Here is an 18,638-nt window from a genome sequence, read left to right as displayed (position 1 = left end):
CGGTGGCACCACACAGGTAGATCGAGACACACCCCGGCCGCAGCGGGATGAAATCACGGATCTGCCGGGCACTGGTGTCGTACAGGCGAATAGTCACAGAGCGGTCTCCCCATGGACGGATCGCGGTGCTTGTGCCCCTGGCCGACCAGGGCCGGACCTGGGCGCAAGCGGCTTTGACGAACGCGGCGACGAGCCCATGGTCCTTCACTCCACGAGCCCTGCTCGCCCCACAGGACACAGCGACGCCCGGGGGCGGGTTGCCGCGACGGCGGTCCGCACATTGTCCGGGGTGAGGCCACCGAAGAGAAGCCACACCACGCGGTGCCGGTGAGACACCGGCGGCCGAGTGCGGAGTTCGTGGGGTCAATTCCTGGTCAGTGCCAGCTGGGCGCCCAGACCCACGAAGGCGGCGGCGAAGGTCCGGCGCATCCAGGCGAGGACCTTCGGGCGGGAGATCACGTGGTCACGGACCGCTGCCGCGAAGGCCCCGTAGACGACGAAGACCACGAAGGTCATGGCCATGAAGACAGCGCTGAGCTCCAGCATCCGCGGGACGGAGGTCTTCGAGTCCGCGGGGACGAACTGGGGCAGGAAGGCGAGGAAGAAGATGGAGAGCTTGGGGTTGAGGACGTTGATGAGGACGGCGGTTCCCGTGATCCGGGCAGCCGAGGTGCTGCCGCCTTCGTGCGGGTCCTCGACCTTCAGCGTGCCCCGTTCCCGCAGCGTGTTCCAGGCCATGTACAGGAGGTAGGCCACGCCCGCGTACTTGAAGGTCTGAAAGACGACCGCGCTGGTGTGCAGGATGGCCGCGAGTCCGGCGATCGCGGCCGCCAGGTGCGGAACGATGCCGAGGGTGCAGCCCAGGGCCGCCACCACGCTCTGCCGAAAGCCTCGGGACAGTCCGGTCGCGATCGTGTACAGGGCTCCTGTTCCCGGTGACACGACGATGACGAACGAAGTGATCAGGAACTGAATGCTCACGAGGGCCGCTCCTCGGTGTGTGAGATGTGCGTGAGATACGTGTGAGGGGCGCCCGCGGGCCGGCCGGGAGCCACCGCCGCCCGGAGTGCTGGTGCGCGTGCGCCCGGACGAGTGATCCGCCAGTGCTGTCGCGGATGCCCGATTCGCTCCAACGAGCGGAACAGTAATGGTCGTTGGGGCGAGGAGTGCACGAAGTGCCGCTTCGGCGTCACGGTGTCGCAGCACTGGTGGGGCGGCGGGTCACACCACGCGGGGACGGGGGCTGCCGCCGCGCCGGGCCGAGACGAGCAGACCGCGGACCGTGGACAGCCAGCCGGCGGCGACGATCGCGGCGCCCACCGACAGGCCCAGCACCCCGCTGAGCGGCAGCACGATGCCGATCGCGCCACCGAGCACCCAGGCCATCTGCAACAGCGTCTCGGAACGGGCGAACGCCGAGGTCCGCACCAGCTCCGGCACGTCCCGCTGGATCAGCGCGTCCAGGGACAGCTTGCCCAGGGCCTGCCCGAAACCGGCGACCGCGCCCAGACAGGCCACCAGAAGCACACCGAAGAAGACCGCGGCCGTGAGGGCGACCCCCAGCACGATCGCGACGACCGTGACGATGATGATCTCCGGCGCCCGGGCCCGCAGCCACGCCCCGACCGCCGTACCGAGCGCGTTGCCCGTGCCCGCCGCGACGCCCACGATCCCCAGGGACACCGCCGCGTTCTCGCCGGCCAGCGGGTGCTCCCGGAGCAGAAAGGCCAGGAAGAAGATCAGAAAGCCGGACAGACAGCGCAGGGAGGCGTTGGCGGCGAGGGCGTGCGTGACGGCCGTGCCGACCGTGCGCAGTCCGGGCCGCCCCCGCGCCGTGCGGCGCAGGACCCGCAGATGCTGCTCGTCCGCGGCGAGCAACGCCCGGTCCTCCCCCTTGGCCGAGTCGACCTTCGGCGGCAGGGAGAAGGACAGGAACGTTCCCACGATGAACATCACGAAGGCGCCGTAGAGCGGCCACTGCGCGTCGAGGGCATGGAGCCCCGCCCCGAGGGGCGCGGCCGCACCGGTGGCGAGCAGCCCGCCGAGGGTCACCCGGGAGTTCGCCTTGACCAGGGAGAAGCGCGGAGGCAGCAACCGGGGGACGACGGCACTGCGCACCACGCCGTACGCCTTGGAGGCGACCAGCACGCCGAGTGCCGCCGGATACAGCTCCAGACTGCCGCCGGCCACCGCGCCCGCGATGATCAGCGCGAGCAGCGCCCGGGCGAGCATGGCACCGGCCATCGCGGCACGGCGGCCGTGCGGAAGACGGTCGAGCAGAGGGCCGATCACCGGGGCGAGGAGCGTGAAGGGCGCCATGGTGATGGCGAGGTACAGCGCGACCCGGCCACGGGCCTCGTCGGTGGGCACGGAGAAGAAGACGGTGGAGGCGAGCGCCACGGTGATCATGACGTCGCCGGCGCCGTTCACCGCGTGCAGCTCGATCAGTCTGCCCAGCCCCGACTCGCCGGCGCCGTGCGCGTTGGCCGCTCTGCGGATGCCGCGGACCGTCGTGGTGACGGGCAGGTGCAGAGCACGGCCGACCGCGCGGACGGACCTGCCGAACCGGCCCGAACCGCTGCCCCGGTCGTTCCCCTTGTTCCCCTTGCCCCCACGGACTCCGGTGGTCCCCGGGGACGTCCTCGCGGCTGCCACCCCGTCATACTGCCCCGATTCGACCCCGTCCGGTGCCATGACGCCCCGGATGATCCCGGTGAGCCCCCATGAGCCACCCGCGCAGCCGGACCCGCGCCCCCGGCGGACCGGCCCGCACGCGGTGCCCCGGAGCCGGCCGTTCCGGAAGGCGGGGCGGAGAGAGGACGGGAAGCCCCGTCGGTGGGGGACGGAGAACCCTGTCGGCGCGGGGACGGGAAACCCCCGCCGGTGTGGGCCGGAAAGGAACGAGAAGGTAGCGTGCGTTGCGCGTCGTGGCGAACGTTCTCGGCCGCGCGCCCTACGGGCATACCGCAGAATGGATGACGTAGGTGCGCCCGAGCACGGCGGGCGCGGATGTCGACGCGGTCCCCGGGTCCGCTCCGTCCGCCCCATTGCCTTCAGGCCGGCGCACCCGTACAGACGGCGTAGGAGAGAAGCGATATCTGTGAGCGCAGCGACCACGCGAAGCCGCACCCCCGACCGCCTGTGCGCCGAGGCCGTCGACCTTGCCCGGGCCGCAGCAGAGGAGGCGGCCGCCCCCGGGGTCGTGGGTGAGCACACGGGCGTGATCTCCGAGGGCAACCGGGTCGTCACCCACTTCTTCGAGTGCAAGGAGCTCGGCTACCGCGGCTGGCGCTGGGCCGTCACCGTGGCCCGCGCCTCCCGGGCCAAGGTCGTCACCGTCGACGAGGTCGTCCTGCTGCCCGGACCGGACGCGGTGCTCGCACCCGAGTGGGTGCCCTGGAGCGAACGTCTGCGCCCCGGCGACATGGGCCCCGGCGACCTGCTGCCCACCGCCGCCGACGACCTCCGCCTGGAGCCGGGCTTCTCCGGCGAGGACGAGCCCCCGCCGAACTCCGTGCTCTCCGAGGAGACGGCCGAAAAGGCGGAGGCGGAGGACACCGACGCCGCGGAGGGCCTGGCGAAAAATCTTCCCACCGCCCCGTCCCGCGGCTCGATCGCCGCGGTCGCCGACGAACTGGGCATGCGCCGCGCCCGCGTCCTCTCCCGCCACGGCCTGCGCCGTGCCGCCGACCGCTGGGAGGAGGCGTTCGGCCCCCGGACCCCGATGGCCCAGGCGGCCCCGGCGACCTGCGTGAGCTGCGGCTTCCTGGTGCCGATCGGCGGCTCCCTGGGCCAGGCCTTCGGTGTCTGCGCCAACGAGTTCTCCCCGGCCGACGGCCGTGTGGTCTCCCTGGCCTACGGCTGCGGCGGCCACTCCGAGGCCGCGGTCATGCCGAAGCCGCCGCAGCCGCCTCCGCCGGTGATCGACGAGACCAAGGTGGACCCGTTCCCGCTGCGGCCGACCGCCGACTCCGGCTCGGTGTCGGAGACGGAGGACGAGTCGTCGGCGGAACTGGGGCACTCCTGAGAGGCTGTCGTCCTCGTCGACGCCCCACGGCCATCTCCTGACAGCGCACCGGCACCTGCCCGAGCCGGGCCCGGGCCGTGAGCGTTTGCGAGGGTGCGCCGATGGGCCACCCGTGACACCGACCGGGCCGACTCCTGCCGCCACACCGACACGTGCGCTTTCGGTTCTGCCGCACCCAGGCATTGACCGCGCGTCCGTTTCAGCCCGGCCGCGGTGAGCCCTGCCCGCACGCGGTCGACTCTCCACGCAGCCCGTCATTCGACGCACCGGTGGCCGCCATGCCCGGCCGCCATGCCCGAGGACGTCTTCGCAGCGGATCGACAACCAGCCGCAGGCGACCACCTTTTCAGGCGGGAATGGCGTGAAGTACCGCACTGCGTGGGATAAATGCGACAAGCTGTATGGGTCGCTCGGGGCCGGGGCTTGATGGGGGCAAGCATGGGCATTTCACTGGCCGAGGCGTTGGCGGAGCTGCGGCAGGAGCTGTACTCGGCGCAGAACGAGGGGGCCGGGGAACAGTTCCGGTTCGAGGTGGAGCAGGCGGAGCTGTCGCTGGAGGTGGAGTTCCGGCGGGACGCCGGCGGCAAGGTGAAGGTCGAGGTGGGTGCCCTGGGCGCCAAGGCCGGCGGGGAGGCCGGAGGCGGGACGGGCAGCACACGGCGGCAGCTGCTGACGCTGAAGCTTCAGGTGCGCGACGAGGCACTGGGCGGGGAGCGGGTCAGAATCCGGCGCCCTGCCGGGGGTCTGAACACTGCGGACGGCGACGTGCCGGAACGGAGTCCTGACATCGGCTCCCCGGACGGGCACTCCGCAAAGGACGCGGAGCCCCGGCCGTGGGAGGCGTGAGATGGACCCACGGCGACTGGTCCTGGTGCGCACCGGCGGCCCGGACGGTTCAGGCTCCGGCTACCTGGTGGGCCCTCAGCTCGTTCTGACGGCACTGCACGTCGTGTTCGACGAAGGCCGATGGGCGGAGCGGGTGATCACCTGGGTGGGCCACCCCGAATACGGAGATGGCCTGGTGGAGAGGCAGGCACAGGTGTGCTGGTCGGATCCCCGGCATGGCATCCCGGCCGACAACGCCCTGGACATGGCGCTGTTGTGGCTCGAGGAGCCGGTGCCGACCCCTGGGGGACCGGTGCGGTGGGGACGCCCCAGAGGCGTCACCCCGGTGCCGTTCCAAGGCATGGGCTTCCCCGCCTTCGCCGCCGACGCCGGAAACGAGGCGCAGGTGGAGTATCTGCGCGGAGACCTGCCGGTGGTCTCCACCTCGTCGTCGGGTTGGGTACTGGACTGCCAGGTATGGCCGGCACCCCGGGTCGACGAGCAGCGGCCGTGGGCGGGCGCCTCGGGCGCGGCGATCTTCTGCCACGGCCGGCTCGTCGGCGTGGTGATCGAGGACAACCGGACCATGGACTGGCGCCGCCTGCACGCCGTCCCCATCCATGAAGCCCTGAGCCTTCCCGGCTTCGCCGACCTCGTCCGGCGGCACGGACACCCCGGCACCACCACCGCCACGGAGGAACTGACCGCCGAGAGCGGAGCATCCGCCGGCGGCACGGGTGTGACGTGGCCGGTGGAGGTGGGACCGGTACCGGCTCTGGCAACCGCCTTCCAGCCGCGCCGGCTCCTGCGCGAGCGGATCGACGCGGCGCGGACGAAGGGCGGATCGGTGGTGCTGACCCAGGTCCTGTCCGGTGGCGGTGGGGTCGGCAAGACCCAGCTGGCCGCCGCCTGCGCCGTCGACGCCCTGCGCAAGGAGGGCATCGACCTGGTGGTGTGGGCGACGGCGACCGAGGGACAGCAGGTCATCACCCAGTACGCGCAGACCGCCGCCCGCCTTGATCTGCCCAGTGCGACCGGGCAGGACCCGGAAGCCGATGCCCGGGCCCTGCTGGACTGGCTCGCCACCACACGACGGCGATGGCTGGTGGTACTGGACGACATCGCCGACCCCACCGCCCTCAACCGCTGGTGGCCCGTCAGCCGTACCGGAACCGGCTGGGTCCTGGCCACGACCCGGCTGAAGGACGCACGTCTGACCGGGGGCGGTCGCACCCGTGTCGACATCGACGTCTACACCCCGGACGAAGCCCTCGCCTATCTTCAGGACCGCCTGACCGGCGACGGCATGGAGCATCTCCTCGACGACCGTGCTCCGGCCCTCGTCGAGGCACTGGGCCTCCTTCCGCTGGCGCTGAGCTATGCCGCCGCCTACATGATCAACGAAGAGCTCACCTGCGCCGCCTACCTGGAACGCTTCACCGACCGCCGGACACGGCTCGAGCAGATCCTGCCGGAGACCGCCGACGCGGAGGGCTACGGACGGCAGATCACCGCCGCCCTCCTGCTCTCCCTCGACGCCGTCCAAGCCGCTGATTCCACCGGACTCGCCTTCTCCGCGTTACGCCTTTCCGCCCTCTTCGACCCCGCCGGTCACCCCCACGCCCTCTGGGCCACCCCGCCCCTCCTCGACTACCTCACCACCCATCGCACTTCACCCACCGCCGACCAGACTCCGCAGGTCACGGCCGACCAGACCCATGCGGCTTTGCGTCTGCTGCACCGCTACGCGCTTCTCACCTGCGACACCCGCGCCGAGCCCCGGGCCGTCCGCATCCACGCGCTCACCGCCCGCGCCGTCCGCGAGAACACCCCCCACGCCGACCTTCCCCGCCTGGCAGGCGCGGCCGCCGACGCCCTTCTCCACATCTGGCCCGAGGTCGACCAGCCTCACGCAGACCTCGCCGCCGCCCTGCGTGCCAACTCCGCCGCACTGGCTGATCACGCCCACGATTTTCTCTGGCATCCCGAGGGACACCCGGTTCTCTTCCGCGCCGGCACCAGCCTCTTCGACGCAGGTCTGGTCGCCGCCGCCACTGCCTACTGGCAGGACATGACCAGCGATAGTGAGCGGATGTTGGGTGTCGATCATCCCGACACCCTCAGCGCTCGTGTCAACCTTGCCGTCTCTTATTGGCAGGCGGGGCGGACGGGCGAGGCCATCGAGATCGAGGAGCGGGTGCTGGCCGACAGTGAGCGGGTGTTGGGTGTCGATCATCCCGACACCTTTCTCGCTCGTGCCAACCTCGCCGGCTCTTATGGGCAGGCGGGGCGGATGGGTGAGGCCATCGACTTGCAGGAGCGGGTGGTGGCCGATCGCGAACGGGTGCTGGGCAGCGATCACCCCAACACCCTCCGCGTTCGTGCCAACCTCGCTGCCTCTTATGAGCAGGTAGGGCGGATGGGTGAGGCCATCGACTTGCTGGAGCGGGTGCTGGCCGACAGCGAGCGGATGTTGGGTGGCGATCATCCCGACACCCTCGCTGCTCGCGCCGCCCTCGAGCAGATGCGACAGGATGGGGAATCCACCCACTGAAACGGGGTGCAGCGGTCGTTCCATCAGTCCCTGACAACGCAGCGAGGCGCGGTGTCAGGGGCCATGAGCCCGGCACGGGCTGAACAAGAGGCTCTTCGGGCTGTTTCGTTCGGGCCTTCAACCCTTGGGGTGTGAGGGTGCTTGTCGAGTGGGGTGTCCTGGTGGCCTCGATAGCCTGACGACGCCGTATGTCGGGGGGAGTTGGCCGTGGAGAACATTCTGTCCGGGGGTGTCGGGGCCGCCATCGGTCTCATAGGGGCGGTGTTCGGTGCGTGGTTCACCGCGCGCCGCCAGGACCGCATGTGGCTCCGGGAACAGAAGCTCAAAGCCGGGGCCGCCTTCAACACGGCCGTGGTTCAGTTGCTGGACCACCTGAAGGGGACACAGCTGGGCGACGGCGGTCCCGAAGTCAACGAGTTGGTGAACCGGATGCAGGAGGCACGCTCGGCCCTCTACCTGCTCTGTGACGGCGACACCGTCGCTGTCGCCGATGCTCTCGCCCGTCGGGTCTGGAGCACCCGGCCCACCGAGGGCAGGGACGACCGTCGGGCCGAGTTCCAGGAGACGCTGGACCTTCTGCGCCGCTTCACCCACCAGCTTCGGCAAGAGATCGCCAGGTCGTAGGGGACCTCGAGCCCTTGAGCCCTCGAATCCCTTGCTCTTTCAGGACGACTGGGATGCCCTCGGCACCCCTCGCGGGTTCAGGAGGGCACGGCAGCGGCTGTTCGGCAGTCGGCGCAGAGGCCTGGTTCCGGGGCACGGAAGGCGCGGTCGCAGCCGTCGCAGTTCTGGAGGGGGTGCCGGACGGGCGGCGGTGGGGCGGCCGGGGTGCGGAACGGGGGCGGGGGCGGTAGCTGGGCGGTGAGGCGGTGGGCCAGGAGGGCTGCCGGGCGGCGCAGGGCCTCGGGGGGCAGGTCGGTGGTCAGGGCGTGGCGTACGGCGGTGGGGGTGACATCGCGTTGCAGCCAGGCCGCCACGCCGGGAGCGAGATGGGCGGTGTCGCAGGCACTGAGCAGCAGGCGGGGGTCTTCGCGGTGGAGCCCGGCGAGGAGGTCGGCGGCGGCCCGGAGAAGAGTGGGGGAGGGGGAGGCCGGCTGAGGGACCGGAGGCAGGGGGTGCCTCTTGCGGGGCTCGCGGGGTTTCTTGCGCGGGGTGTGTTCCGGTGAGGCCGTCTTGCCGCCGGTGGGGACGGCAGCGGGCGCGGGTGGTGGCGCGGGTGGGCATGTGGGTGCAGGTGGGGGCGTGGAGGTGTGGCAGCGGGCGGCCCTGGGCTGGTTGCAGGAGATGGTGCGGGTGACGAGCCGGCCGTTGGGGGTGCGCTCGCGCTCGCGGCGCAGATAGCCGTGGGTTTCCAGTTCGCGCAGGGCGGCGGCGATCCGGGTGGGACCCTCCGGGAAACGGGCGGCGAGAGTCTTGATGTCGACGGGCGCGCCGGTGGGCAACGACTGGATGTGGCAGGCCAGCCCGATCGCGAGGAGCGACAGCTCCGGGTGCTGGGTGAGGTGGTTGCCGATCACCGTGAAGCGACTGGTGTGGCGGGTGTTGTCGTGGATGACGCCGTAGCCGTGCGAGCGGCGGTGCCGATACGCCTGAAAGCGGGTCTCGTGCACGTCGTTCGCGGCAACGGCTGACTGGGCGTGCGAGAGCACGTTAGGGTTCTGAGCATCCATCGGGAAGCCCTCTACTTCCTTGGTGGTCAGGCCCTCGTTCGGGAATGCGACTCCCGGCCGGGGGCCGATGCATATGCGCGGTCGTTTGCGCTGAGCGTAGGGGGAGCGAGGGGCCGAAAAGCCAGCCGAGCCGGAGATGTTCACCCGCCCGAGTGAGCGTGAACCACGGGCGGGAAGGGGTGGGGCTTGGTGGGGTTCTTTCTCCCTCACATTCCTTGGAAAAAGGAGCTGGGCGCACCGGAACCTGCGGAAGCGAGTTCCGGCGCTGAGCAGCACGGTTCGGCCCCTGCGCGCTTGCACGGGAACCGGCTGGTGGGGTGGGCTGCGGCCGAATGTGTGCGGTGACTGTCGGTTGCTTGTCCAGCGCTGTCCAGACCGTCGGCACCGTTGGTACGGGTAGGGCGTCGCGGTACGACGCGGAACTACGGAGGGGCGCGGCATGTCGGTGGACGGCGAGACAGTACGGCTCGGGACAGAGGCGGACGAGCCGGGGTGGGAGGTGGATCCGAACGACGAGTGGGGTGTCGCGGTGATCGCCACCGTGGGGCGGCAGTTGAAGCTGCGGCGCGAGGCGATCGGAATGCGGGTCACCGAGTTCGCCGCGGTGATGGGGTACGGGGACGACCTGGTCTACAAGGTCGAGAGCGGCAAGCGGATTCCCCGGCAGGAATACCTGGACAGAGCCGATGAGGTACTGGGCGCGGGCGGGCTGATCTCGGCGACCTGGGAGGACGTCAAGAAGGTCCGGTATCCCAAGAAAGTCCGCGACTTGGCGCAGATGGAGGCCAAGGCCGTCGAGATCGCTCTGTACGAGTGCCACATCGTCCCTGGGCTGTTGCAGACGCCTGAACATGCACGAGCCGTGATCGGCGCAGCGCAGCCGCCGTACTCGCCCGACGACGTGGAACGCATGGTGACCGCTCGACTGGCCCGGCAGTCGGTCTTCGAGCGCTCACCTGCCCCAGCACTTAGTTTTGTCCTGGAAGAGGGGGTCCTGCGACGCCCCATCGGGGGCACAATGACGTGGCGTCAGCAGCTCGAACGTCTGCTGGAGGTGGGGCGGTTGCACAACGTTGTGCTTCAGGTGATGCCCATGCGCAGCACCACCCACTCCGGTCTGGACGGTCGGATCGAACTGCTGAAGTTTCCGGACGGTACGGCTGTAGGCCGCTCCGACGGTGCGTTCAACGGTCGGCCGGTCTCCGACCCCAAGCATCTGCGCATCCTTGAGCTGCGGTATGGCACCATCCGGGCTCAGGCGCTTTCGCCAGGGGATTCGCTGACCTTCATCGAGCAACTGCTGGGAGAGACATGATGCGCAAGACCACCGCCGGAGACATCCCCGAGTCGGCGTGGTTCAAGAGCAGCTACAGCGGCGGCAACGACGGCGAGTCATGTGTTGAGCTTGCCCTGACTCCTGGCACCGTCCACGTCCGCGACTCCAAGAACACCGAAGGCCCGCAGCTCACCCTCGCGCCTGACGCCTGGGCGCACTTCGTGGCGTACGTCTCGGGAAGCTGACCCTCAGCGGCACGCGCTGGAAAACTGCCGGGAGAGACATGGTGCGCAAGACCGCTACTGGAAACGTCCCCGAGTCGGCGTGGTTCAAGAGCAGCCGTAGCAGCAGCGGCGACGGCAACGACTGCGTCGAGATCGCCACCAGCCCCGGCACCGTCCACGTCCGCGACTCCAAGAACATCACGGGCCCCCGCCTCACCTTCGCCCCGGAGGCGTGGGCCCACTTCGTCCCGTACGTGTCCGAGGGCTGACCACCTCCCGGGAGGGGCGGATGGCCCCGCCGCCCCCGATCGGGCCCCGGCCTGTGGCCCATGCGGAAGAGGCCCTTGTGCCCCTGTTCCCGTTGATCTCCACCGTGCCCGCCGCCTTCCGTGCCCGGTGGAACTTGTCGTGAACCTTGCAATGCCGCTGTGGAACTTGTTCGATGCTCCGTCAGGAAGCTTTCCGGCCTTCCTCCGTGAACGGAGCCCCCACACCTTCCTCCGTGAACGGCCCCCCCACACGTGAACGGAGTCCCCCCACATGCAACCGGCACGTCTCCCCCGTCGCCTGTCCGCCCTGGCGGCGGCCCTCGGCAGCGCACTCCTGCTCAGCCTCACCACCCTGCCCGGCGCGCACGCCGCCCCCACGGCGCCCGGCACCCCGGTGGACGTCAACGGACAGCTGAAGGTCTGCGGCACCAAGCTCTGCAACCAGTACGGCAAGCCGATCCAGCTGCGCGGCATGAGCACCCACGGCACCCAGTGGTACTCCCAGTGCCTGACCCCGGGCTCGCTCGACGCCCTGGCCAAGGACTGGAAGGCCGACGTCCTGCGCGTCTCCACCTATGTGCAGGAGGGCGGCTACGAGACCGACCCCGCGCACTTCACCGACCTGGCCGACTCCCTGATCCAGCAGGCCACCGACCGCGGCATGTATGTGATCGTCGACTGGCACATGCTCGACCCCGGCGACCCCCACCACAATCTCGACCGGGCCCGGAAGTTCTTCACCGACATCGCGAGCCGCCACAAGGACAAGAACAACATCCTCTATGAGATCGCCAACGAGCCCAGCGGTGTGAGCTGGTCACGCATCAAGAGCTACGCGGAGCAGATCATCCCGGTCATCCGGAACATCGACTCGGATGCGCCGATCCTCGTCGGCACCCGGGGCTGGTCCTCGCTCGGCGTCTCCGAGGGCGCCGACGAGTCCGAGATCGTCAATGACCCGGTCCGCGCCTCCAACATCATGTACACGTTCCACTTCTACGCCTACTCGCACCGCGACGAGTATCTGGCGACCCTGTCGCGTGCCGCCCGCCGCATCCCCGTGTTCGTCACCGAGTTCGGCACCCAGAACTACGCCGGCGAGGGCGCGGACGACTTCGCCATGTCCCAGCGCTACCTCGATCTGATGGCCGCCGAGAAGATCAGCTGGGTCAACTGGAACTTCTCCGACGACCACCGCAGCGGCGCCGTCTTCAAGACCGGCACATGCCGTTCCAACGGTCCCTGGACCGGCACCTCGTCCCTGAAGCCCGCCGGGGTGTGGGTGCGCGACCACCTCAGGACCCCGGACGACTTCCCGACCGCCTGACACCGCACCGCACGGCGTCACCCGCCCGCCCGCTCGTGACCGCTGCCCGGGCGGGCGGGCGCTTGTCCGCCGGGGACAAGGGGGCTCACGTCCTTGGGGGCGGTACCTTCGACCTCAGACCTGTGAGGGAGAAGTGGACGTGAGCATGTTCGTGCAGCCGGCCGCCGAAGGTGATCCGTTCGGAACCGCACGCCTGCGGCGTGGTGTGCTGGATGCCTGGGCGGCCAGTCCGGCGCGGTTCCGGGAGGACGCCAACGCGGAGGAGGACCTGGTCCTCGGCGGCTACCGGGACCGGCTCGTCGTCGAGCTGGCGCAGAACGCCGCCGATGCCGCCGCCCGTGCGGGCGTGCCCGGGCGGCTGCGGCTCACCCTGCGCGACGGGGTGCTCGCCGCCGCCAACACCGGCGCTCCCCTGGACGCGGCCGGTGTCGAGTCGCTCTCCACGCTCCGCGCCTCCGCCAAGCGGGACGAGTCCGCCGCCACCCCCGTCGGCCGCTTCGGCATCGGCTTCGCCGCCGTCCTCGCCGTCACCGACGAGCCCGCGCTGATCAGCCGGCACGGCGGGGTGCGCTGGTCGCTGGCCGAGGCCCGCGGCCTGGCCGAGGAGACCGCGCGGCACAGCCCCGGCCTCGGCGACGAGATCCGCCGCCGCGACGGACACGTACCGCTGCTGCGGCTGCCGTTCGCCGCCGAGGGCACCGCCCCCGAGTCCTACGACACGGTCGTCATCCTGCCGCTGCGCGACGCGGCCGCCGCCGACCTGGCCGAACGGCTCCTGCGCGCCGTCGACGACGCCCTGCTGCTCACCCTGCCCGGCCTGGAGGAGGTCGTGGTCGAGATCGGTGACGAGGGCCCGCGCACCCTGAGCCGCCGCACCGACGGGGCGTTCATCGTCGTCGAGGACTCCCTTCCCCCCTCCCAGGAGCGTGCGGACGACGAGCCCTCCGTCCGCGTCACCCACTGGCGCACCTCCTCCGCCCACGGCACCCTCACCCCCGATCTGCTCGCCGACCGCCCGGTCGAGGAGCGGCTGCGCCCGCACTGGTCGGTCACCTGGGCCGTGCCCGTCGACGCCTACGGCAACCCGGTGCGCCCCCGCACCAGCCCCGTGGTGCACGCGCCCACCCCGAGCGACGAACCCCTCGGCATCCCGGCCCTGCTCATCGCGTCGTTCCCGATGGACAGCACCCGCCGGCACACCGCGCCCGGCCCGCTGACCGACTTCCTGGTGCAGCGCGCGGCCGACGCCTACGCCGAGCTTCTCGCCGAGTGGCGGCCGGTGGGCGAGGGCGTCATCGACCTCGTGCCCGGCCCGCTGGGCAAGGGCGAGCTGGACGGCGCCCTGCGGCAGGCGATCCTCGAGCGGCTGCCGCGCACCGCCTTCCTGCCGCCCGCCGTCGCACCCGCCGAGCACGACTCCCACCTGCCCGAATCCCTCCGTCCCCGCGACGCCGAGGTGGTCGAGGGCGCGGGCGCCGACACCGTGCGCGTCCTCGCCGAGGTGCTGCCCACCCTGCTGCCGGCCGGACTGGAACGGCGGGTGGAGCTGCGCACCCTGGGCGTGGCCCGGCTGCCGCTGGCCGACGCCATCGACCGCCTGGCCGGTCTGGAGAAGGAGCCGGGCTGGTGGCGGCGGCTGTACGACAGCCTCGCGGGCGTCGACCCCGACCGGCTCTCCGGGCTGCCCGTGCCGCTCGCCGACGGCCGTACGACCATCGGGCCCCGGCAGGTCCTGCTGCCCGGCCCGGACACCCCGCACATCGACCCGGAGGTGCTGGCCCGGCTCGGTCTGAAGGTCGCCCACCCGGACGCCGCCCACCCCGTCCTGGAGAAGCTCGGCGCCCTGCCCGCCACCCCGCGCGCGGTGCTCACCACCCCGCAGGTGCGGGCCGCCGTCGCCGCCTCCCTCGACGAGGACACCGGCGGGTGGGACGAGGACGCCCTCGACGCCGAGGAACTCGCCGACACCGTCCTCACCCTCGTCCGGGACGCGGGCCTGGAGCCCGGCGACGAGCCCTGGCTCGGTGCGCTCGCCCTGCCCGACGAGGAGGGCGAACTCGTCCCGGCCGCCGAACTGGTCTTCCCCGGCGGCCCGTTCGCCCGCGTCATGCGCGAGGGCGAACTGCCGCTCGTGGACGCCGAACTGGCCGAGAAGTGGGGCGAGCAGCCGCTCGCCGCATGCGGGGTGCTGGTGAACTTCGCCCTCGTCCGGGCCACGGACGTCGTCCTCGACCCGGACGAGCTCGAGCCGCGCGAGAGCGACTACCCCGAGCCGGACGACCCCGGGCTGCTCGACGCGGTCGACGTGTGGTGCGAGGACCTGCTCGACCGGTTCCCGGACACCCCCGTGCCGCCGGTCGCCACCGAGATCGTGGCGGTACGGGACCTGGACCTGGTGGACGACGACCGGTGGCCCGAGGCCCTCGCCCTGCTGTCCCGGCCGCCGCTCAGGGACGCCCTCATCCAGCCGGTGCGGGTCCTGCTGCCCGACGGCAGCCACGAGACCGTCCGGCCGTACACCGCCTGGTGGCTGCGCGGCCACCCGGTGCTCGACGGGCGCCGCCCGGCCGGGCTGCGCGCCTCCGGCTCCGACCCGCTGCTGCGCGGCCTGTACGACGAGGCGGACGCCACCGGCTTCGACGACGAGCAGGTGCTGCGCGCGCTGGGCGTGCGCACGAGCGTCGCCGCCCTGCTGGACGAACCGGGCGGCGCCGCCGAACTGCTCGGCCGGCTCGCCGACCCCAAACGCCCGGTGACCCCCGCCCAGCTGCACGCCCTCTACGGTCATCTGGCCGAGCTCGACCCGGAACAGGTCACGCTGCCGGACGAGCTGCGGGCCGTGGTGGACGGCCGGGTGGAGGTCGTGGACGCCGCCGACGCCGTGGTGTGCGACTCCCCGGACCTGCTGCCGTTCACCTCCGGGGTCCCGCTGCTGCCCGTGCGGCCCTCCCTGGCCGCCGAGCTGGCCGAGCTGTTCCAGGTACGGCGGCTGAGCGAGTCCGTCACCGGCGAGGTCGACTCCGAGGGCACCGAACACGACGTGCCGGAGTCGGTGCGCGTGCTGCTCGGCCCCCGCACCCCCGCCACCTACGTCGAGCACGAGGAACTCGTCGTCGACGGCGTCGAGCTGGACTGGCGCCTGACCTCCGACGGCGTCCTGCACGCGGCGACCCTGGAGGGCGTGGCCGCCGGCCTGGCCTGGGCGGCCGGCCAGTGGCCCCGCCGCTTCGAGGTGGCGGCGCTGCTGGAGGACCCGTCCCGGACGGAGGAGCTGGCACGGGACCGCTGGTTCGACTGACGGACGCTCACAAAAACTTCATCACCCGTACAACCCTGTGCACCGGTCGTGGATCTGATCTTGTGAGTCGGACAGACTCCACGACCACTCGGGCCCCGCGCCGGCGACAAGCCTTTGGGGGACGGCCAGAGCCGGGGCCCCTTCTCCACTTGGGGAGCACATGCGCATACGAGCCACTGTGGCCGCCGTCTCCGGCGCCCTGGCCCTCTCCGCTCTCGTCGCCCCGGCCGCGCACGCCGACGAGCTGGTGGGAGACACCAAGATCTCCAACGTCGTGGTGAACGGCGGCAAGCCGGTTGTGGTCGCCGCGACGGGCTCCAAGAGCGTCACCGTCACCTTCACCGCCACGGACAACTCCGGCATCGCCTGGGCGCAGCCGATCCTGTACCGCGGTCCGGACATCGACCGGGCCGAGACCGGGGCGATCGCCAACAGCAGCGACGGCACCGCCAAGTGCACCAAGGTCAACGCCACGACGTCGACCTGCAAGGCCACGTTCACCCTGAAGCAGCGGTACAACCTCATCAACGAGGTCGCCGGCAGCTGGAAGGTGTGGGCCCTCGCCGCCGCCGAGGACGGCGACTACGTGCAGAAGGACAACGCCAAGAGCTTCAAGGTCCAGCGTCTGTCCAAGCTGACCGTCAACGCCTCGCCGGAGCCGGTGAAGAAGGGAAAGACCATCACGGTCACCGGCAAGCTGACCCGCGCCAACTGGGACACCGGCACGTACACGGGCTACAGCGGCCAGTCGGTGAAGCTGCAGTTCCGCAAGAAGGGCACCAGCACCTACAAGACGCTGAAGACCGTCAAGACGAACTCCAAGGGCGACCTCAAGGCCACCGTGAAGGCCAGTGCCGACGGCTACTACCGCTACAGCTTCGCGGGCACCTCGACCACCCCGGCGGTCAACGCCGCGGGTGACTTCGTCGACGTGAAGTAAGCGGCGTCGGACCCTGGGGTGTCGCCCGGAGCGGATCGGCACCGGTGACTGGTGCCGATCCGCAGGACACCCCCTTCAGCGGGCCGACGGCCGACTCGGTCCGCTCGGCGCCCCGTCCAGAGCGTGCGAGGGAAGTGGGCGGGGCGCTTCCGCCCCGGTGTTTCGCCGGCAGTGGCATTCTTGGCCGGTGTTCTCATCCGATCCTGTGGGTGCCGTGTTCTTCGATGTCGACGGCACGTCCCCGGTACGAGTTCATCGGTCTTTCTGGCCGGCTTCCTCGGTCATCGCGACGAGCTGGCCGCGGCCGAGGCGGCCTACGCCTCCGGTGCCCTGGACAGCCGGCAGGCCTGCGAGCTGGACGCGGCGGGCTGGGCGGGGGTTCCCGAGGATCGGGTCTTCGCCTGGCTCGACGGACTTCCCCTGGTCTCGGGCATCACGGAGACCGTGGCCTGGTGCCGACGGAACGGGCTAGTGCCCATGCTGGCAACGCTCGCCTGGTCGCACGTGGGCAGATACCTGACCGACCGCGGCCATTCTCCGCGGCCGGTGGTCTGCGCTCATCGGTGAAAGGGGCCGCCAGCGCAAGGCGACGTTGTTCAAGGAAGGCAGCAGTGCCGACATCACCATGAGCAAGTCACCACTACCGGGAGATGACACCTGCCAAGACCCGACGGCGCCAATCGCTCGCGAGCCCAATACGCGTCCCGCCATCGTTCGTGTCGGCTACCGAGCCTTCGACCGACAATCGACTCAACTCCCGTGTCTGGGGCCGCCACTCTGATCTGAACTGGCCCGGCAGCGGACAGGGTATGTCCGCAACGTCCCGTCTGCTGAACGGCGTCCGGCACGCGCTCTCTCCGCACTGGACGCCGTTCGGCCCGTCCTCCGGGCGAACAGCGAGACTTTGCGGGTGATGCGGCGGTTGTCCTGCCCCTGGCCCGGCCGGAAACGGGTAACCGCCGTTCGCGCTGTTCAAATCTCTCCGTTGATCAATGCCTGCCGAAACATGGACCACTCTGTCGCGTCGAACCGTAGTGGCTCTAGGTGGGTGTTCTTCGAGTCCCGTACGGCGACGCCGCCTCCGGGGAGGTCGGCTATCTCGACGCAGTTGTGTTCCGGGCCGCTGGCCTTGGCCTTGCGCCAGCAGGCGGCGGAGAGGTCGTACGCGTACAACTCCGCCTTGGCGTAATTCACTTCCGGTGCCCTTCTTCTATCTGTGCGATTCGTGCGAGTGAGTCCTCCACCGGCAGGGCCGCGGCGCGGATGCGCTCGACCGCACTGGTGAAGGGTTGCGTGCCGTCGCCCTCAACGTAGGTGGCTCCGGTGAGGTTCTCCAACAGCACGACATCCGGTGTGGGGCCGGGGAAGCTGACCAGACCGAAGCCGCCGAACATTCCGGGGTGAGCGGTGGAGTCCAGCGGCATGATCTGCACGGTGACGTTGGGCATCTCGGCGATGTCCAACAGTTTGCGCAGTTGTTCGCGCATGGTGGCCGGCCTCACCTCGAAGCGGGTGTGCAGTGCGGCTTCGTGGATGATGGCCCACAGCTGCAGGGGATTGCCGGGTCTGGTCAGCACGGCCTGGCGCGCTTGACGGACCTCGGCGAGCGCTGCGATCTCCTGTGGTGTGCGTGAGTTGCTGGTGGCGGTCATCGTCTCGCGCGCGTAGGCGGCGGTCTGAAGCAATCCGGGGATTGCGAGAGGTGCCCACTCGCAGATGCGCTCGGCGTCGTCCTCCAGGGAGATGTAGTCCGCGTACGCCGGGGATACCACACCGCTGTAGGTCTGCCACCAGCCCTTCTTCCCTGCATCCTTGGCCAGGTTCTCCAGCGCCGTGAACACCTCGGGGTCCTCCACCCCGTAGAGGTCGAGCAGACCTGTGACCTCGGCCGGACGAATCTGCTGCCGGGCGTTCTCGATCTTCGACAGCTTGGGAACCTTCCACCCCATCGCGGTGGCGGCATCCTCCAGGGTCATCCCCGCATCGTTGCGGAGCCTCTTGAGCATCTGGCCGAGGCGTCGACGGCGGACGGTCGGCACCAAAGGTGAGTGCGGCATATTCGCAGTCTGACACTGCGCCAGGCCGCAACACGACCTGCTTTCAAGCATTGTTTCGCCAGATTGGGCAGAAAGGTTGCGGCCTGACCGAGAAAGAGTCCACCCTTGGAAGAAAGGCGCGACACTCCGTCAACTCGTCGTCGCTGTGTGCTACTTGATCAGTTCCGTGCA

At 70.5% G+C, this 18,638-nt stretch carries 15 protein-coding genes and 1 pseudogene; 11 read left to right on the top strand and 5 right to left on the bottom strand.

From position 1 onward, the window contains the following. Positions 1–363 precede the first annotated feature (363 nt). Both ABD224_RS14450 and ABD224_RS14445 read right to left on the bottom strand, forming a co-directional pair. The gene (locus ABD224_RS14450) at positions 364–981 is read right to left on the bottom strand and encodes a LysE family translocator (RefSeq protein ID WP_344049944.1); all 618 of its coding nucleotides are present in this window, start codon (positions 979–981) and stop codon (positions 364–366) included. 240 nt (positions 982–1,221) lie between these two features. Then, positions 1,222–2,655, bottom strand: a complete 1,434-nt coding sequence (locus ABD224_RS14445) for an MFS transporter (RefSeq protein WP_344049943.1) — start codon at positions 2,653–2,655, stop codon at positions 1,222–1,224. Between the two features lie 445 nt (positions 2,656–3,100). Here ABD224_RS14445 and ABD224_RS14440 point away from each other — a divergent pair, with 445 nt between their 5' ends. The 4 genes from ABD224_RS14440 (at position 3,101) to ABD224_RS14425 (ending at position 8,030) form a co-directional block, all read left to right on the top strand. Continuing rightward, positions 3,101–4,027, top strand: a complete 927-nt coding sequence (locus ABD224_RS14440; protein WP_344049942.1) for a DUF3027 domain-containing protein — start codon at positions 3,101–3,103, stop codon at positions 4,025–4,027. A 438-nt stretch (positions 4,028–4,465) separates the two neighbouring features. Beyond that, entirely contained in the window at positions 4,466–4,873 is a 408-nt protein-coding gene (locus tag ABD224_RS14435; protein ID WP_344049940.1) for a trypco2 family protein, read from the top strand. 1 nt (position 4,874) lies between these two features. Then, a complete protein-coding gene (locus ABD224_RS14430) occupies positions 4,875–7,406 on the top strand; it encodes a tetratricopeptide repeat protein (protein ID WP_344049939.1) in 2,532 nt (843 codons plus the stop codon). Positions 7,407–7,613: 207 nt separating this feature from the next. Beyond that, positions 7,614–8,030, top strand: coding sequence for a hypothetical protein (locus ABD224_RS14425; protein WP_344049938.1), 417 nt, complete (start codon positions 7,614–7,616; stop codon positions 8,028–8,030). A 77-nt stretch (positions 8,031–8,107) separates the two neighbouring features. On the opposite strand, the gene ABD224_RS14420 is transcribed toward ABD224_RS14425, so the two are convergent. Next, positions 8,108–9,076 carry a helix-turn-helix domain-containing protein gene (locus ABD224_RS14420; RefSeq protein ID WP_344049937.1) on the bottom strand — a complete coding sequence of 323 codons (969 nt, stop codon included), beginning with the start codon at positions 9,074–9,076 and terminating at the stop codon, positions 8,108–8,110. A 439-nt stretch (positions 9,077–9,515) separates the two neighbouring features. Here ABD224_RS14420 and ABD224_RS14415 point away from each other — a divergent pair, with 439 nt between their 5' ends. The 7 genes and pseudogenes from ABD224_RS14415 to ABD224_RS14385 all read left to right on the top strand — a co-directional run. Next, on the top strand, positions 9,516–10,391 hold the full coding sequence (locus ABD224_RS14415) for a helix-turn-helix domain-containing protein (protein WP_344049936.1): 876 nt from the start codon (positions 9,516–9,518) through the stop codon (positions 10,389–10,391). Further along, on the top strand, positions 10,388–10,597 hold the full coding sequence (locus ABD224_RS14410; RefSeq protein WP_344049935.1) for a DUF397 domain-containing protein: 210 nt from the start codon (positions 10,388–10,390) through the stop codon (positions 10,595–10,597). The genes ABD224_RS14415 and ABD224_RS14410 overlap by 4 nt, the downstream gene beginning before the upstream one ends. A 38-nt stretch (positions 10,598–10,635) precedes the next feature. Then, positions 10,636–10,845 carry a DUF397 domain-containing protein gene (locus ABD224_RS14405; protein ID WP_344049934.1) on the top strand — a complete coding sequence of 70 codons (210 nt, stop codon included), beginning with the start codon at positions 10,636–10,638 and terminating at the stop codon, positions 10,843–10,845. Positions 10,846–11,116: 271 nt separating this feature from the next. Further along, entirely contained in the window at positions 11,117–12,172 is a 1,056-nt protein-coding gene (locus tag ABD224_RS14400) for a glycoside hydrolase family 5 protein (RefSeq protein WP_344049932.1), read from the top strand. A 145-nt stretch (positions 12,173–12,317) separates the two neighbouring features. Beyond that, a complete protein-coding gene (locus tag ABD224_RS14395; protein ID WP_344049948.1) occupies positions 12,318–15,470 on the top strand; it encodes a sacsin N-terminal ATP-binding-like domain-containing protein in 3,153 nt (1,050 codons plus the stop codon). 160 nt (positions 15,471–15,630) lie between these two features. After that, a complete protein-coding gene (locus tag ABD224_RS14390) occupies positions 15,631–16,410 on the top strand; it encodes a calcium-binding protein (RefSeq protein WP_344049931.1) in 780 nt (259 codons plus the stop codon). Between the two features lie 187 nt (positions 16,411–16,597). Next, positions 16,598–16,938, top strand: a pseudogene (locus tag ABD224_RS14385) (HAD family hydrolase); the annotation flags it as partial. 444 nt (positions 16,939–17,382) lie between these two features. Here ABD224_RS14385 and ABD224_RS14380 read toward each other — a convergent pair. Beyond that, entirely contained in the window at positions 17,383–17,604 is a 222-nt protein-coding gene (locus ABD224_RS14380) for a DUF397 domain-containing protein (RefSeq protein WP_086794454.1), read from the bottom strand. Beyond that, positions 17,601–18,467 carry a helix-turn-helix domain-containing protein gene (locus ABD224_RS14375; RefSeq protein WP_086794452.1) on the bottom strand — a complete coding sequence of 289 codons (867 nt, stop codon included), beginning with the start codon at positions 18,465–18,467 and terminating at the stop codon, positions 17,601–17,603. Before ABD224_RS14375 ends, ABD224_RS14380 begins: the two co-directional genes overlap by 4 nt. Positions 18,468–18,638: the final 171 nt, after the last annotated feature.

Source organism: Streptomyces thermoalcalitolerans (assembly GCF_039525155.1).
GTDB classification, from domain to species: domain Bacteria; phylum Actinomycetota; class Actinomycetes; order Streptomycetales; family Streptomycetaceae; genus Streptomyces; species Streptomyces thermovulgaris.
The sequence above is the reverse complement of the archived record's forward strand: the minus strand, read 5'-3'. Positions and strand labels throughout refer to the sequence as shown.